The organism is Streptomyces caatingaensis, from assembly GCF_001187435.1.
GTDB lineage: Bacteria > Actinomycetota > Actinomycetes > Streptomycetales > Streptomycetaceae > Streptomyces > Streptomyces caatingaensis.
In genome coordinates, this window is sequence record NZ_LFXA01000002.1 from 1 (window position 1) to 14,810 (window position 14,810).

At 66.5% G+C, this 14,810-nt stretch carries 16 protein-coding genes and 1 pseudogene; 8 read left to right on the top strand and 9 right to left on the bottom strand.

What is annotated here, in order from left to right:
• Positions 1 to 475, top strand: a 475-nt coding sequence (locus tag AC230_RS00825; protein ID WP_049713986.1) for a cation:proton antiporter, incomplete at its 5' end; no start/stop codon positions are given.
• Here the strand turns inward: AC230_RS00825 and AC230_RS00830 are convergent.
• Together AC230_RS00830 and AC230_RS00835 are read right to left on the bottom strand one after the other, a co-directional pair.
• Complete coding sequence (locus AC230_RS00830; RefSeq protein ID WP_078870846.1) at positions 470 to 2,350, bottom strand: AfsR/SARP family transcriptional regulator; 1,881 nt, start codon at positions 2,348 to 2,350, stop codon at positions 470 to 472. The two genes, AC230_RS00825 and AC230_RS00830, sit on opposite strands and share 6 nt — an antisense overlap.
• A gap of 421 nt (positions 2,351 to 2,771) precedes the next feature.
• On the bottom strand, positions 2,772 to 2,978 hold the full coding sequence (locus AC230_RS00835; RefSeq protein ID WP_049713988.1) for a hypothetical protein: 207 nt from the start codon (positions 2,976 to 2,978) through the stop codon (positions 2,772 to 2,774).
• Between the two features lie 898 nt (positions 2,979 to 3,876).
• On the opposite strand from AC230_RS00835, the gene AC230_RS00840 reads away from it, so the two are divergent.
• The 4 genes from AC230_RS00840 to AC230_RS00855 all read left to right on the top strand — a co-directional run bounded on the left by AC230_RS00840 (position 3,877) and on the right by AC230_RS00855 (position 7,186).
• Complete coding sequence (locus AC230_RS00840; RefSeq protein ID WP_078870990.1) at positions 3,877 to 4,419, top strand: helix-turn-helix domain-containing protein; 543 nt, start codon at positions 3,877 to 3,879, stop codon at positions 4,417 to 4,419.
• Between the two features lie 180 nt (positions 4,420 to 4,599).
• The gene (locus AC230_RS32335) at positions 4,600 to 5,142 is read left to right on the top strand and encodes an ImmA/IrrE family metallo-endopeptidase (protein ID WP_157868469.1); all 543 of its coding nucleotides are present in this window, start codon (positions 4,600 to 4,602) and stop codon (positions 5,140 to 5,142) included.
• On the top strand, positions 5,135 to 6,367 hold the full coding sequence (locus tag AC230_RS00850; RefSeq protein WP_049713991.1) for an MAB_1171c family putative transporter: 1,233 nt from the start codon (positions 5,135 to 5,137) through the stop codon (positions 6,365 to 6,367). Before AC230_RS32335 ends, AC230_RS00850 begins: the two co-directional genes overlap by 8 nt.
• 30 nt (positions 6,368 to 6,397) lie before the next feature.
• Complete coding sequence (locus tag AC230_RS00855; protein ID WP_107082027.1) at positions 6,398 to 7,186, top strand: oxygenase MpaB family protein; 789 nt, start codon at positions 6,398 to 6,400, stop codon at positions 7,184 to 7,186.
• A gap of 321 nt (positions 7,187 to 7,507) precedes the next feature.
• Here the strand turns inward: AC230_RS00855 and AC230_RS33275 are convergent, their stop codons facing one another.
• The 5 genes and pseudogenes from AC230_RS33275 to AC230_RS00875 form a co-directional block, all read right to left on the bottom strand.
• Positions 7,508 to 8,596 (bottom strand): hypothetical protein, encoded by a 1,089-nt coding sequence (locus AC230_RS33275; protein ID WP_241833025.1) that lies wholly within the window; start codon positions 8,594 to 8,596, stop codon positions 7,508 to 7,510.
• A 533-nt stretch (positions 8,597 to 9,129) separates the two neighbouring features.
• The gene (locus AC230_RS33280) at positions 9,130 to 9,654 is read right to left on the bottom strand and encodes a hypothetical protein (protein WP_241833026.1); all 525 of its coding nucleotides are present in this window, start codon (positions 9,652 to 9,654) and stop codon (positions 9,130 to 9,132) included.
• Between the two features lie 381 nt (positions 9,655 to 10,035).
• Positions 10,036 to 10,152 (bottom strand): annotated as a pseudogene (locus tag AC230_RS34595) (hypothetical protein); the annotation flags it as partial.
• A 124-nt stretch (positions 10,153 to 10,276) separates the two neighbouring features.
• Complete coding sequence (locus AC230_RS00870) at positions 10,277 to 10,675, bottom strand: PIN domain-containing protein (protein WP_049713993.1); 399 nt, start codon at positions 10,673 to 10,675, stop codon at positions 10,277 to 10,279.
• The gene (locus tag AC230_RS00875; protein ID WP_049713994.1) at positions 10,672 to 10,956 is read right to left on the bottom strand and encodes a hypothetical protein; all 285 of its coding nucleotides are present in this window, start codon (positions 10,954 to 10,956) and stop codon (positions 10,672 to 10,674) included. Before AC230_RS00875 ends, AC230_RS00870 begins: the two co-directional genes overlap by 4 nt.
• Before the next feature lie 351 nt (positions 10,957 to 11,307).
• On the opposite strand from AC230_RS00875, the gene AC230_RS00880 reads away from it, so the two are divergent.
• The 3 genes from AC230_RS00880 (at position 11,308) to AC230_RS00890 (ending at position 13,488) form a co-directional block, all read left to right on the top strand.
• Positions 11,308 to 11,667: a hypothetical protein gene (locus AC230_RS00880; RefSeq protein ID WP_049713995.1), complete on the top strand. Its 360-nt coding sequence runs from the start codon at positions 11,308 to 11,310 to the stop codon at positions 11,665 to 11,667.
• A gap of 226 nt (positions 11,668 to 11,893) precedes the next feature.
• Positions 11,894 to 12,529 (top strand): DUF4956 domain-containing protein, encoded by a 636-nt coding sequence (locus AC230_RS00885; protein WP_078870848.1) that lies wholly within the window; start codon positions 11,894 to 11,896, stop codon positions 12,527 to 12,529.
• Positions 12,526 to 13,488 carry a VTC domain-containing protein gene (locus tag AC230_RS00890; RefSeq protein WP_107082028.1) on the top strand — a complete coding sequence of 321 codons (963 nt, stop codon included), beginning with the start codon at positions 12,526 to 12,528 and terminating at the stop codon, positions 13,486 to 13,488. The genes AC230_RS00885 and AC230_RS00890 overlap by 4 nt, the downstream gene beginning before the upstream one ends.
• Here the strand turns inward: AC230_RS00890 and AC230_RS33290 are convergent.
• Positions 13,378 to 14,064 carry an AAA domain-containing protein gene (locus tag AC230_RS33290; protein ID WP_338399780.1) on the bottom strand — a complete coding sequence of 229 codons (687 nt, stop codon included), beginning with the start codon at positions 14,062 to 14,064 and terminating at the stop codon, positions 13,378 to 13,380. The two genes, AC230_RS00890 and AC230_RS33290, sit on opposite strands and share 111 nt — an antisense overlap.
• Positions 14,065 to 14,379: 315 nt before the next feature.
• Complete coding sequence (locus tag AC230_RS00900) at positions 14,380 to 14,742, bottom strand: hypothetical protein (RefSeq protein ID WP_049713997.1); 363 nt, start codon at positions 14,740 to 14,742, stop codon at positions 14,380 to 14,382.
• Between the last annotated feature and the right edge of the window lie 68 nt (positions 14,743 to 14,810).

A 14,810-nucleotide genomic window follows, 5' to 3' on the forward strand; every position in this document is an offset into this window, starting at 1 on the left:
GGTCATGCCCCGACTTCCGGAGGTGACCGGTATCGCCGACCGTACGGATGCCGTGGTGTCGTGGCTGCTGCTCCCCATGTTCTTCGCGACGGTGGGGCTGCGGACCAACATTGGCCTGATGGAAGGGGGCTCTGACTGGCTGCTGTGCGCACTGCTCGTCGTCCTCGCGATGGTGGGCAAGCTGATCGGCACATCGCTGCCTGCCCAACTGCTCGGTGTTGACCGACGTCGGGCAACCCAGCTGGGTGTGATGATGAGCTGCCGGGGACTGACCGAACTTGTGGTCCTCGACGTCGGTCTGCAGCTTGGCCTGATACCGCCCCGGCTGTTCGCGATGTTGGTGGTGATGACACTTGTGACCACGATGATCACTGCGCCGCTGCTGCGTCGACTGCGAATCGGAGGAGAAGTCGACGGGCTGAGTCCCGCGGACTCAGCCTCGTCCCCCGAAACTCGTGCGGCCGGCTGGCTATGACGCCTCGACGAGCGACGCCGTGGCGGGTGCGCAGTCCAGTTCCGATTCCATGCGTTCCCGGGCGAAGATACGGCTCAGCTCGTGGAACGCGTAGACCGCACCGTCCTTGCCGCTTTTCTGCTTCGTGTACAGGAAGTGGTGCTCCACCAGATTGGATAGCGCCACGTCCGCCAATGCCTCGGCACAGCCGAGAAGGCCGGTGATTGTCCCCGCGGTGAACTCCCGCTGACGGAGCAGAGTCAGTAACCGGAGCACCGTCCTCTCATGAGGTCCCAGCCGGTTGTATGCGACCAGGTAACGACTCCGGATATCGAGTTCCGACGACTGGAGCTGGTCCAGCCGACTCCTGTCACTGTACAGCTGCTCGGCAAATCGACTGACGGGCAGGTCGTGAAGCGCTGCGAGCCGGGCGCCGGCACACCGCAATGCGAGCGGGAGGTGGCCACACATTTCGGCGACCTCCGCTGCGGCTTTCTGCTCCGCGTCGATCCTTTCGTGACCTGCGACCCTGGACAGGAGTTGAAGGCTCTCATCGCTGCTGAGTGGCGTTACGTCGAGAGTGAATGAATTGGGCAGGTTATAGAGCCTGACCCGGCTGGCAACGATGGTCGTTGAGTGGGGAGCGCCCGGTAGTAATGGGAGTACCTGGGAGTGTGTCAGGGCGTCGTCCAGGACCACTAGCACTTCCCGCTCGGCTACCCACGACCGGAAGAGGCTGCTCTTCTCGCCGAGGTCACGTGGAAAGGGCCCGGGAATTCCCGCCGCGCGCAGAAACCCGGTCAATATGTCGTCGGGGCCGATTGGCCTGGGTTGGGAGCCGCCCAGGTCCGCGTAGAACTGGCCGTCGCAGTAACGCCCTCTGAGGGAATGCGCGGTACGGGCTGCCACGGCACTCTTGCCGACCCCGGGCATCCCGGTGAACAGCAACACGCCGATACCGTTCCCGCCTCCGTGGTCCGCGTGCACCGCACGAATGGCGGCGTCGATCAGGACCTCCCGCCCGACCAAAGGCCCGGGATCCGGCGGCAGCTGGGCCGGCTGGACGGCCTGGTGCAGCGTGACCCTGGCCGCGGCACGTGGATCCGGCATTGGTGCCGGGGCGGCGAATATGGTCTCGCCGGGGAGTCCAAGGTACGGATCGCCGACGAGCACGGCCTGCTGGACCTTCTGGAGCTGCTGTGAGGGCTCCAGCCCGAGTTCTTCGACCAACTTGTTCCGCAGCTGGTTGTAGACCTGCAGCGCCTCGGACCGGCGTCCCGACCGGTGCAGGGCGAGCATGAGCAAGGAGTGAAAGTTCTCATGCAGGGGATGCGAAGCGGCCAGACTGGTCAGCTCCGCAACGACCGTCCGGTGGTTGCCGAGTTTCAGATCGGCCTCGATCTTGAGCTCGATGGCACTCAGGTGGTTGGCTTCGAGCCGGGTCGCGTGCGTGGTGAGGAGTTCCCCTGTGGTCACATCCGCGAGTGCCGGCCCGCGCCACAGCGAGAGCGCGTGTTGAAGGCGTTCGAGTGCCTCGTGCGGAGTGTCGACGATTGCTTTGCGGGCGTCTTGCACGGCCTTTTCGAATAGGTGTACGTCAATGTCGTCGTCCGGGACCTGGAGGGTGTATCCGTTCGGGCGGGTAACGAGAACGCTCCCGTCGCCCAGCCCCTTGCCTTCAAGCGACTTCCGAAGTTTATAGATGTATGTCTGCAGGGTGGACTGCGCGCTGACTGGTGGGGCTTGTCCCCATAACTCGTCGATAAGGTTCGAGATCGTGACGGTCCCTTGCTGAACCACGAGCAGTGCGAGTATTTCACGCAGCTTGGGTGCCGTGGGAGTGACGTCATGCGTTCCCGATGTGACGTCTAATGGTCCTAATACCCTGTACTTCATTCAAGTCCTCCGTTTATGACGCGCATAGAGTCGACCAGTAGCTCCGGTCATTTCGGGGCAAGGTGCAGGTGTTGTTCCTCGAGTCGCTGGACACAGTCGCATGGCTCAGTAAGTGATGAGTGGACGTAGGTGCTGACGCCGCCTGAGAGTGCCTCGGCATCTCAGGCTTGAAAGTTACGATCTTGACGCTGCCCAAGCAGCGCCACGGCCCTCCATTGCCGACCTTGATATCCGCCTCGAGGAGGCGGTTCCGTCCACTACACTTCTGATTGGTTCGCCTGCCTGCTCACCCTGCGTGTTCACGAGGCGGTTTGTCTCCGGGCGGTCCATTAGGCTCATCCGTTACTTCGGCCTTGTGGCGCAGTCGGCGGAACCGCCGTGCCAGCGCGAAGATCAGCACCGAGAGTGCGACAAACACCGGCTATGCCCTTCTCCTGTGCCATGCAGCCTCTGCGCGGTGATATCCCCTGCGCGCCAGGGCCACATTCAGGATCATGTTGAAGAGTTCCCCATGGCTCTGGAAAACCAAGGAGGCGCCTCCAGACTCCTCCTCCTCGTCGACGCCCGGGGCCGCCGAGGAGGGGAAGAGATCGGAGAACGCCGGAGTGTCTTCCCTGTCTACTGTCATGCTGGCAGGCTCCCGCCCGATGCTGAAGGTCGACTCACCTCCCAGTGGCGCGCGACAATGCAACCCCCACTGCTTCAGCCATATATGTGTAGTCAGACGGGGCCCGCGGTATCCCCGAAGGGTGTCCCTTGTGACTGCGGGGTGGGGCCGAACGATCGAGGCCGGCTTGGTGTGCCGATGGGGTTGGGGAACGGCTCTATCGGCTTCGGAGGCTCCGCATCGTCGGGGTAGGGGCGGGAGTTGACACCAGTCCTTCTCGTATTCCATTACGATGTCGACGAGTTGATGCCTCAGAGTACATACTTTGACGTCGATGTAGGCGGCGACACTTCCTTGATATCTGAAGTCGACGGACTCGACCTGCCGAATTCCCCCTGCACGGTTGGCGATGGGTATCGGAACGGGTTCTACTGTACTGAACGTGCTGCCGTATTCCGCCATGATTCTCAATCCTGAATTCATGAAGCCCAGCTCAGTTCAACGCGGCCTGAGCCCGTAGGCGGGACTTCTTTCAGATGGCGCGCAGGCGTGTTGCGACGACCGCGCGGGTGGCGCAAAGGGTGCAGAATGTCTGGCTAAGGATGGCAGGTTGGAGTGCTCAGCCGGGTAGCGCTCATGTCTCCCCGGTTCAGGGCGAGAGGAGTTCGGGAGTCGGGCGACCGCTGGGCTTGCGCACGACGCGACGCTTCCTTCGGTTGCGAGGGCTGCACCCGCGGGTGAGCGTCGCCCTCAAGGGCCTGATCTTCCGAACCCCGCCCGGCTGTGTCAATCGATTGGGGAGTGTTCCCTGAAAGTCGCAGCTCACTGACGTGAATCGTCGCTGCCGATATCAACTATCGTGTATCCAGGGGCGGTTGGGGGGTACTCGTCCTGTGGTGCCTGGGTTAGGATGCCGACCATGTCCACTCCAAAGCCGGACGCGTCGGCACCGCCGCCCCCGCTGGGGGAGCAGGACGCGGCTCTGTTCGCTCAGCGGCTCAGGCGCCTGATCGACGTGGTATATCCCGCGGCGCTGGGGCGGCCCTACATGGACACCGAGATTGCGAAGCGCACCGGTCTGTCCAACCAGTACGTCGGGAAGCTCCGCAAGGGGCAGTCCGTGCCAAGCCTGGCCAATGCCGGACGCTTGGCCAAGCTGTTCGGGGTGTCGACGGACTACTTCCTCAACGCCCCTGACCATCCTGCGGTGCGGTCCGTCGAACGCAATCTGAGGATGATCGAGAATCACCGGGCCGGCAGGGCTCAGCGGGTCGAGTACCGGGCCGCCGGGCACTCGGTGGAAGCCGAGGACGCTGCGCTCCTCGATGACGACGAGGTGCGGCAGATCGCCGAGGGGGCTGCGGAACTGCCGCCGACGATGAGGGGCCCGGTGCGTGCTGTCATCGACCAGCTTCGAAAGGCCACCGGCTTGGGCGGAGACGGCGAGGCTGGACGCACGTGAGCGTGCAGCCGATCGGCACTCAAATCATCACGTGCCGACGGTTGGCGAAGGGAAAGCGACGTGCGGTTGGGTGACCCGGCGGTCTTGGGCATCGCGGGCACCCGCTGCCCACGCGTCTTCGTGCACACTCTGCCGGCCAGTCACGAAGAGCCCTCAGGCTTGCCAGACAGGAGGACGCCCATGAGTGCGGCAGGTATGCCCCTGGGCCATGCGGCAATCCGCTGGCGGCTGCCCGAAGGACAGGAGGACGCTCTCGTGGGCTTACGACGCGCACGGCGCAAGTGCCGGGCCCTGTTGGAGAGGGCGGACCTCCCTTCGTACTCCACGGTGCAGGAGTTGTGCGAACGGCTTGGTGCGCAGCGAGGACGTCCGATCGTACTCATCGCCAGGGAGATGGCGCCCGGGCAGCGATCTGGGCAGTTCGAGCAGCATCTGACCGAGGACCGGATCTATTACCCGCGGCACACCAGTGAGGCCCATCAAGCACACATCATCTGCCATGAGATCGCCCATCTTCTGCTCGCTCACATTCCCGAACTTGATGCCTTGGACCCAGAGGTGGCTCGCCTGGTCTTGGGCCGCTCCCATTACGCTGATCCGGCTGAGGAGCAGGCTGAAGTACTCGGCACCCTGATATGGCAGCAACTCAACCTTGCTCCCGCCGAGTCGTCGAGTGCCATGGTAGTTACTTCGCTGGAGCACCGCCGGAGTCGCCATGTATGAGCTCGTCGCAAATTTCGCCTACCTGACCCTCAGTGCCCTGCTGTTCGTTCTGACTGCTTTCAAAATACGGGCCTGGCGACGGCAATCTGTTCCGGCACTATTGGTGATGGGAATAACCGCGCTGGTCTCGGCCGTCTCCTTTTTATGCTCAGCACCCGTAATCACGGACGTGATCAATCGGGAGTCCGGGATCAGCTTTCTCAGCCTGCTGATCGTCTACGTCGGAAGAATGCTATTCAGTGCCGGTGCGATCACACTCGTATTGCTCTGGTCACCGCCCTCCGGTTTCCCGGACAGCCGCCAAGCATGGGCTGTCCCCTACGACACGGTGCGCTCCGAGGTGCGACGCAAAGTCGTGTGGGTGTATGGCTCGGTCATCACCGTCATGACGATTCTGTTCGCGGTCTTCCACCCAGGCATGGACAGTTCGCTGGCGTTGGACACCACCTACGCAGACCGGCCTCCGGTCCTTGCCTTCCTGCTGATCTATCAGGCGGGATTCGCCTGGGCGCTCTGGCAGCTGGGCCGGACCTCCTGGAAACGCGCCGCTGAGCTGGCCGCTCATGACCAGCTACGCCGGAGCCTGCGGCACCTGGCCATCGGGTGCACACTGATCGGCGGCTACTGCCTCAGCAAAATCGTCGCAGTCGCCGACGCGGCAGCGGGCCACCACGCCTTGGACTGGCTGGGTTCGATCGTCGGTCCCCTCTCGGGCTGTATTGGTTGCCTTGTCCTCGCCTCTGGTTGGGCAGGCGCCGCAGTCGCCACCTGGCGCCAGCGGCGCGCCGACTACCGTGCCTTGCACCCACTGTGGATGACAGCTATGCAGGTCGACGGGCGCTTGGCGCTGGGCGACCCGCTGCGGCCGTGGGCGGAATGGCTGGCCACCCGGGACCTTGAGTGGCGCATCACCCGCCGCACCCGAGAGATTCGCGACGGGCAGCTCGCCCTGCGCCCATGGGTACCGGCTGACGTCGTCGAGGTCGCCCACCGCCGCGCAGCAGAACACGACAGCCTGGAACCGCAGGAACGGGAGGCCGCGATCGCAGCCGCGGCCTTCGCCGGCGGCGTACGCGCCCTACGAGCTCGACAACGCCCGGCCCGGCACTGCGAGCACACACCCGGTGCGGACGTCGCCCCGGGGGACGAGCGTCGCCACCTCGTCCTGGTCTCCCGACACCTCCAGGGGCCATTCGTGGCCCAAGTCCTGGCCGAGACCGCGTGACCAGGGGCCACACAAAGAAAGGGACACGAAGTGAAACCTGTTTCCGACGCGCACACAACCTTGTCGTGGGCGGAGGACGTCTACCGGGGTCTCGCTTTCACCGAGTTCAGCGAGGACCTCGCGCTCGGCCTCAATATCGGCTTCTACCGGACCTTCGCCGTGCCCGAGATCGCCAAGGTCCTGGTTTCCACCAGGCGGATGACGGAGCAGACGGAGCTCCGCGCCAAGATGACCGGCCAGATGATGTACCTGCTGTTCCGTGACGGACTGGACAGCGGGCAGGGCGCGCAGACCGTGGCCGCCCTCAACCGTATCCACAGCCGGTGGCGGATCGGGAACGACGCGTTCCTATACGTCCTGGCCTGCTTCGACGTCGCCCCGATGCGCTGGTGTGACACCTACGCGTGGAGGCCCGCGACCGCAGCGGAGAAAGACGCCTCCCACGTCTTTTACCTCGGCCTCGCTGACCGGATGGGAATTCACACAGTCCCGCCGACATGGGGCGAGTTCGCGGCCTGGATGGACCGCTATGAGCAGGAGCACTTCACGCCCACTCCTGAGGCAGCTGAGCTGTGGGCCGCCACCCGGGGTATCCTCGTCAACCGTTTTCCAGCCGTCCTCGGCCCTGTGATCCGCGCTGCCGCCGACGCACTCCTCGACGAGCCACTACGCCGCGCCTTCGGAGCCCGCCGTCCGCCCGCTCCCGTACCCGCACTGGCCTCTGGTGGGCTGCGGCTGCGTGCCCGCCGTGTCCGCCGCTCCCACGCCGATCCCAACTACCGCCCGGTCCTGCCGCCCTCCGTGCGCGATCTCGCATGACCAGGTCCATCGTCTGAGTGGGCTCGCCGGCCCTGTGTGGGATCTGCAGAGCGAGGAGGGCATCAGCCTGAATGGGATCGCCGTGACCCTGAGGGGAGTGGAAGGCCACGTCACACGCTGAAATGGCGCTCATTTGACGCTGGTTCTGATGGGGCATTAGCTGGCTGATCGCGCAGGTCATGCTGGTTGGGAGACGTGCTCCCGAGGAATGTCTTTGCGGGAACTTGAAGGGAGGCGGCCGGGGTTCCGGCGCCGCTGGTTGCGGTGGCAGATGCGCTCCCGCCGTGCTGTGGCGGGCCGGACGTCTGGCGGTGCGGGTGCTCAGTAGGTGGGGTCGTACGCGCTCCAGCCGCTCAAGAATGGCTTGAGATCCTCGAGGCGGGGCTCAGGGACTGCAGGCAGCAACGGTGAACGGTTGAAGGGGTTCAGGTGTTGCACGTGGCTCTCTGCCCATGCGATCCATGTCTCGACGTCGTCCCTGGTCGGTCCGGTCGGTAGAGTCTCTGCGTGGAGGCGGAGCGCGCTGATGTACTCGGCCAAGCCCGCTGCGTGACGCCACGCTCTTTCCTGCGCTTCGAGGTGCTGGACGCGGTACGCCTCCGCGTACTGGATGCGGGCTTCTTCCATGGCGGTTTCCCAGCGGATGCGCTTCTGGCGTGCCGCTTCGATCTCGTCCTGGCGTCTGCGTTCGGCGGCTTCGCCGCGGAGGGTGACCTCGTGGGCGATCTCGGCGAGCTGGTCTTCGAGGGCGCGGCCGGGGGTGTCGGCCCATTCACTCGCCCGGTGCGGTTGGCCACCGCTGAGGACGAAGCGGAGCCGTTCGGACGGGGTGTAGTCGAAGCGGGGGATCCTGATCCAGGAGTTCTTCTTGGCCTCGGCGAGTTCCTCCTCGGTGGCGACGTGCTCGGTCCGATCCTGCTCCTGGAGGACGAGGAACCCCACAGTCTGGCCCTGTGCGGTGATGGTGAAGTGAGGAGTTGCTCTGCGGCGGCGATGAGACGGAGGTGCGGAGCCGGTCTGTCCTGCCGAGCTGGAGTGTCCTTCGGCCTCGGTGGCGGTGATCAGCGCCTGGATGAGCCGGAGGGCACGTCCTTGGACGGGCTTGGTCAGGCCCAGCGGCTGGGGTTCGTTCTGCATGGCCCGGACCACGGCGTGAGGCCGCGTGAGCCGAGAGGGAACGGGGACGGGTGCGAGGACGGCGAGGCGCCAGGCGGGGATGTCGACCAGTTTGATTTCGTACCCGCCACGGCACCAGCCCCCGTACAGCTCCTTCGTCTCCGGGATCCTTCCGGACCTGCGTGCCGCGGCGACGCGGGACGGCCACTTCTCCAGGTCCGGACCGCTGCCGCTCTTGACGATCCGACCGTCGGCCTCCGCGAGCTCCCGCAACAGCTGCTCCGTGAACGTCACGCGAGGCTGTGATGGAGGGCTTGGCTTCCGCCCGGCGGCCGGGGCTTCCTGCGCCCGAGCGGACGGGGGTTGCGGAGCAGCGGCCTGAGGCTTCCGCGGGCGAGACCCGCGGGGAGGGTACGTGCCGTGCGCCAGATAGTGCTGGCCGGCGCTCGTCAGGGCGACGCTCCACTGCCCGCCCTTCCGGGAGACCGTGACCAGGCCCCGGTTCTGCAGTGCCTGACAGGTGGTTTTGTAGGAGCTGGTCTTCCAAACGCCGGCAGGGCACCCGTCTTCCACCCACTGCAGCACCGAGAGCTGCCGCTCATTGACCTGCCGTTCCAATGGGCCGCCTTTGACTCGAGGTTGACGTACGACGGCGGCATGTTGTCATTTCCGTTCGTCAGCGACGGGTGGTTCGAAACAATTCGCTCGAACGAGCGGGGGTGACGTGCACCGTGTCTATGCCCGCGCGGGCGGCGTCTACACCGTTGCCGCCAGCTCGGCCTCCGTGACCTGCTGGTGAGTCAGCCCAGTGGCTTCGGTCGGGACCTTCAGCTACTGAACTTCGCGCGCAAGCGTTCGTTCTCCTTCTCCAGCGTCTTAACACGTCGTTCGAGTTCGGCTCGTGTCAGCTTCTTCTTCGGCGGCGGAGGTAGGGGTTCTGTTGCTTCCGGTGGCTCGCCGCGGAGTCCGATGGGTTCGAAGGCCACGATCGTTTGGCGGTCTTCCCCGCACTCAGAGCATCGCCTGCCGTATGACCCGGCGGAGAGGGGGTCGGTGTACGTGTAGTGCGCCTCCGTTTCGATGATGTGGCCGCAGTACAGCCGGACACGCCACCGCATGATCTCGTGGTCGGCCTTCTTGAAAGACTGCATCAGCTTCGCGACATTCTCGAACGCCTGGTGGCGACGCTCTGCCCTCGCCGGGTCTGCCCGGCATTGGGCGTCGTCCTCCTCGACCTGACGCCGAGCCCACTCGCTGATCTCCTCGCCCTGCTTCTGACGGCTGTGGTCCCTGCGGGTGAGTTCATACTCCTCCAACGGAACGCCGCTGCTCCGGTATTCGACTTCGCACATGACGGCCAGCGTAGAAGCGGCGCCTACGTGGCCGTGGGGAAGAACGGTCTTGGCCAACCAGCTTGCGGATTCTGCCCATGAGTGACCGCCGCGGTGCGTACAGCCCAGAGGGGGCGGTCTCCATGAAGCCGTTGATGGTTGATCGGATTCGCGGTCACAGGAGTTGCTGCCGGCTGTGTTGCGATCGCTCCGAGGCACGCCGCGTGGGCTCGCGTGGTGCGGCGGCGAGGGCGGGGCTCGACAAGCCGGCGGGGACCAGCCGGGATCTGTACCCGGGACGGTGGAGCCGGTTTCGGTGACCAGGGGAACGTTGCTGTGCCTGAGGGCCGCTTCGACAAGGCGGAAACGTACGCGTTCCTGTTCGAGCCGGACGTCGTGGCCGAAGGCGCCTCCCTTGAGGCTTCCGTAGAGATCGGTTTCCTCGTGCGTGAGCGTGTCGAGGCGTTCGTGGGTGGGTGAGGCTTCCTTCACCCACTGGTCGTAGTGGGACAGCAGCACATCCCGGCGGTGCTGGCCCCCACGGAGAGCCGATGTGTCCTTGGGGGCCGAGGTGACGATCGTGACCGGTCCCCTTGCGCCCAGGATGGTGGCGGCGAGCAGGACGGGTCCGTGGAGGAAGGAGTCAGACCTTCTCGGCGGTCACGCGTGGGTGGTCAGCGGTGAGGATGGTGATGTCCTCGACGTCGGATGTCAGGATCGTGACGCGGCCGGGCTGGGCGAGGGCGGTAGCGCAGAGCATGGCGTCGATGGCGTACTTGTGGCCGTGCAGCCCGGTCGTGCGCAGCAGACCGCCGGCGGACTGGGCGAGGGCCTGGGTGACCGGCTCGACCCGCAGCCGGGACAGCGTCCACTTCAGGGCGGCGTCGTTGATCCGGGGGTGGATCACCTCGACGAGGACCGCGGCGGACGTGATCACCGGAAGGTCGGCGGCGCGGGCGGCGGTGAGCCATTCGTGGACCTCGCGGTCGCGCTGTACAGCCTTGGCCAGACCCTCGCTGTCCAGGATGAGCGCGCCGCTCACGCGGCTGCCCCGGCATCGGAGGAGGTGCCACCGGTGAGCTTGACCCGCTTGGCAGCCACGGCCTCCGGGTCGGCGGGGCCGTGGGTCTTGTCGAAGTCGGCGATCAGCTCGTCCAGGTTGTCGCGCTCGATCTGCCGCTGGGCGGCCCTCTCCAGGTACGCGGACACACCCCGCTTGCCGACCCGCTCACGGATCGCCTGCAGGGTGCCGGCGGTCAGGGAGACCGAGATGCCGCTGGTGGGGCCGTCGCCGGGAGGGAAGTCGGTGTCGTCGTCAGCCATGGCCCGAGTATGGCATTTCAAATGTCATAAGGCGAGATCTCCGGCGGTGGCGACCTCAGGACCCCTCTGGGTCGGTGGGCGTGCGTCGAAAGTGCGCACGTAGCGCCCATAGCGCCCGCAATGCACATTGATCTTGCGCCCGATTTGCGTCATGTAAGCCGCTGACCTGTGGTTTTCTTTGACATGTTTTCCGTTGACGTTTTTGCGATGACGCACCATGTGGAGTGCGTGGCGATCCTGAAGCGGGTGGCGAAGGACGCCTGACCTTCGGGTCTCCCACTGCGCACGAGGGGCCGTGCGGCGTCGTGAGGCCCGGGCCGCCCGTCGGGCCAGCGCATAGAATCCGATTCCATGCCGAAGCCTGATGAGCTGATCGTTGCCATCGCCGCACGCGTGGAGTCCGGACAGAGCAATCAGATGTCCCTGACCGTGGTCACCGGTGGTGCTGTCATCACCGGTCGGCTCGCGCCCGAAGCCATGTGGCGGCAGAGGGTGTCGGAGGTGCTGAAGGACTCCGCCGATCTGGGCGAGTTCTCCGCCGTCTTCGACGCCCCCGCGAAGAGGAACGGGCCGCCCACGCACCTGCACTTCCACGTCGCCCGCATTCTCCAGGGCGCGATGGGCATCCCGGAGACGGGCGGGATGTACCGCGTCGCCATCGAGGACGTCAGCGCGTGGAGCATGGGCGATCTGAGCTACTCCGACCACTGACCCGCTGATCCGCCGCCGTGCCGGGAACGGCCCGGCACGGCGACAGGGCCCTGCCGGCGCGTGTCGGCAGGGCCGCCGGTACGTCGCGGACGTGCCGCGACGGGCGGTTCCCGGCGACAGGTTCCTGTGGAGAACTGTTTCTCCACAGGGCCGCACGCGGGAGCGGACATGCGGTTACTCTCTGTGTTCAACTCGACGCACGTTCGACACAAGGGGGAGTCGCGTCATGGACGCTCTGCGGGGCATCGCCGCCCACTCGGCGCTCGATCTCGTCGCCGTCTGTCTGCTGACCTTCGGCATCTACTATCCGCGCCACCGCCGTCGCGATCTCGTGCCGGCCTATCTGGCGCTGAACTTCGGGCTGTTCGCCGTCGTCGCCGCTCTCGGGGAGGTGGGGGACGGGGGCGCGGCGCTCGGGTTCGGGCTCTTCGGGGTGCTGTCCATCGTGCGGTTGCGGTCGGACGCGGTGCAGCACGAGGAGGTGGCGTACTACTTCACGACGCTGGTTCTGGGGCTCGTCTGCGGGCTGCCGCATGTGGCGTTGGCCGTCAAGGCCGCGCTGGCTGCGGGGGCGCTGACGGTCATCTGGGTCGCCGACAGCCCGCTCCTGCCGGCCCGTTCGCGTCGCGTCCTCGTCACGCTCGACACCGTGCACGCCTGTCCCGCGGCGCTGCGCGCCGACCTCGCCCTGCGCCTGGGGGAGCCGCTCGACTGGACGGTCACGGAGGTGGATTACGTACGCGACCTGATGGTCGTGGATGTGCGCTACCGCGAACACCGGGTGGAGGGCGGACGGCTCCGGCCGGCCGCCGCCGAGGCCGGGCGGGGTCGGCGTATGGAGCCCGTCGGGGAGCCGGTGTGAGCACCTCTGCGCTGGAAGCGCTCACCGGAGCCGTCGGAGCCGCCGCTCCCGTCACCCTCGCCGCGCTCAATGAACGATCCGAGCTGCTTGTCCGGTTCGACCGCAGCTATCTCGTGCCCACGGAGACGTTCCTGAGGATCGCGGAACAGCTCACCGCCCCCGGCTGTCCCGGAGGCCCTTTCCGTGCCCTGGAGATCGGCGGACGGCGTGTGTTCCGCTATCGGTCCGTCTACTACGACACTCCCGGGCTGCGCTCGTTCCACGACCACCGGCAGGGCCGCCGGGTCCGCTTCAAGATCCGGGAGCGGGTCTACGAGGACTCGGGGGAGCGGCAGTTCGAGATCAAGGTGAAGGGACGGCGGGGCAGTACGGTCAAACACCGGCGCCGCCTGGCCGGTTCGGAACGTGTGCTGGAGGGGGAGTGCGGGAGGTTCCTCGCCGATACCCTGCGGCACTCCTGCGGCCTCGGCACTCCCGACGGGCTGAAACCCTCCCTCCGTACCGACTACACGCGTGCGACGCTGGTCGCCGCCGGTCAGCGCGTCACCTGTGACGCGGGGCTGTCGTGCGTCGAGCCGGACACAGGCCGCATCGTGCGGTGCGACCCCGGTCTCGTGCTGGTCGAGACGAAGACGGCCGGCCGGCTCAGCGACACCGACCGGATGCTGCACGCCCAGGGGCTTCGGCCGGCCGTCTTCACCAAATACTGCGGGGGCCTGGCGGCGCTGCGTCCGGACCTGACCGCGAACCGCTGGCGGCGCGCGACGCGCAGAGTCTTCCCCAGCGGAGAGTCGGTGAGGTCCGGCGAATCCGGCGGCGGGCCGGGCCGGCGCCGGTGCCTCAGCCCGTCAGCAGGTCAAGTGCCCGGCCTTCCGCCAGGATCCGCCACGCCGGCAACCGGACGACCCGTCCCACCGGAGCGGGCTTCGCCCCGGAGCCACCGGAGGGCAGGCCGATGAGCAGTCGCCACGGGCGTGTGTCAGCCGCAGGTGCCGTGCCGGGTCCTCGCCGGAAAGGCGCGCCGGGGTCGATGAGAACGGCGGTGTTCTTGCCCGCCCGCCGCGAAGTCGAGCTGGCTCGCCACCCAATGTGAGGTGCGGGCAGGTGTGTTGACCGTGGCCACCGGGCTCAGGGCCATGATGTCGCGCCGCCCTCCCTGGAAGGTGCACCGTGCCGACGCGGACCCTGTCCTCGCCCGCCCAGACGCCCGCCAGCGCGTTCTTCTGGGCTGTGAACGGGGTCACGACTCCGACGGTGGCATCTTCGGGCAGCCCCGCGAGGAGCGTGTCCACGGTCTCGCGGACGGCCTCGGCCTCCGCCCGGTTGCGCCACGACGTACCGCCGCCACCTCGGGCGGACTCGCCGTGGGGGACGTCGTGGGGCACGTCGTGGGGCACGTCCACCCAGCCCAGGACGGGTGCCGGATCGTCCGCAGCGCCACCGCCACCATGTCGGTGAGGAGCCGTGAGGGTTCCTGGCCGGAGTTCAGCGCGTGCTGAGGGGTGACCGTCCCGAAGGTGCCGGACCCGGTGCATCGTCCTTCCGCACGGCCTGGCTTGCCCGTCGTGCGTCGTCGGCAAGAGAGAGGCCGGCGCCACCGGATGCGCCGGATCCTCGTCCTCGACGGCTGGGTGGAGTAACCGTCGGCGGCGGGTATCCGGTTCTGCGGAATCAGTGGCCGGTTTTCGCCAGGCCGGTGCTGCGACTGATCCCGATCCTGATAGCGGTCGTCGCCGAGGGTGGGGCGGGAGTTACGGGGTTCCCAACGCGGGCTGCGGAACGTCCCTTGTTTTTGCGCCGCTTGGCAGAACTAGGACCAAGGGCGTAAGGCCACGGTTCCGGCCCAGGAATCAGTGGTTTTCCAGTTCCCGCTCGAGCTGGGGGGCGAGCGCCGTTCCGAGGCCGTTGAGAGAAGGCAGGCCGTGGGCTCCTTCGACGGTCGCCTCGATGTCGAACCACTCGCGGTAATCGAGTGGATGACCTATGACCTCGCCGGCGCTGCGGGGCAGGACCGCCCTGGCCGCGGCCTCCTCGGACTCCCAGATCATCACCGCTCCCCAGCGGTGCCGTTCCGGGTCGGACACCCAGAATTTCAGCACCAGGCCGGGGATGTCCGACCAGGACTGCTGGGCCTCTTCCCGAAGAAAATCACGCAGCGTCTCGGCATTCTGCTGCGATGTGCTGAGATCCCACCATGCGATCATTGCCTTCATTCTTCCAGTGTACGAGCGGAACACTCCCACAAGCACCCATATGGCAACGCCCGTTGGGGTTTGGGGGC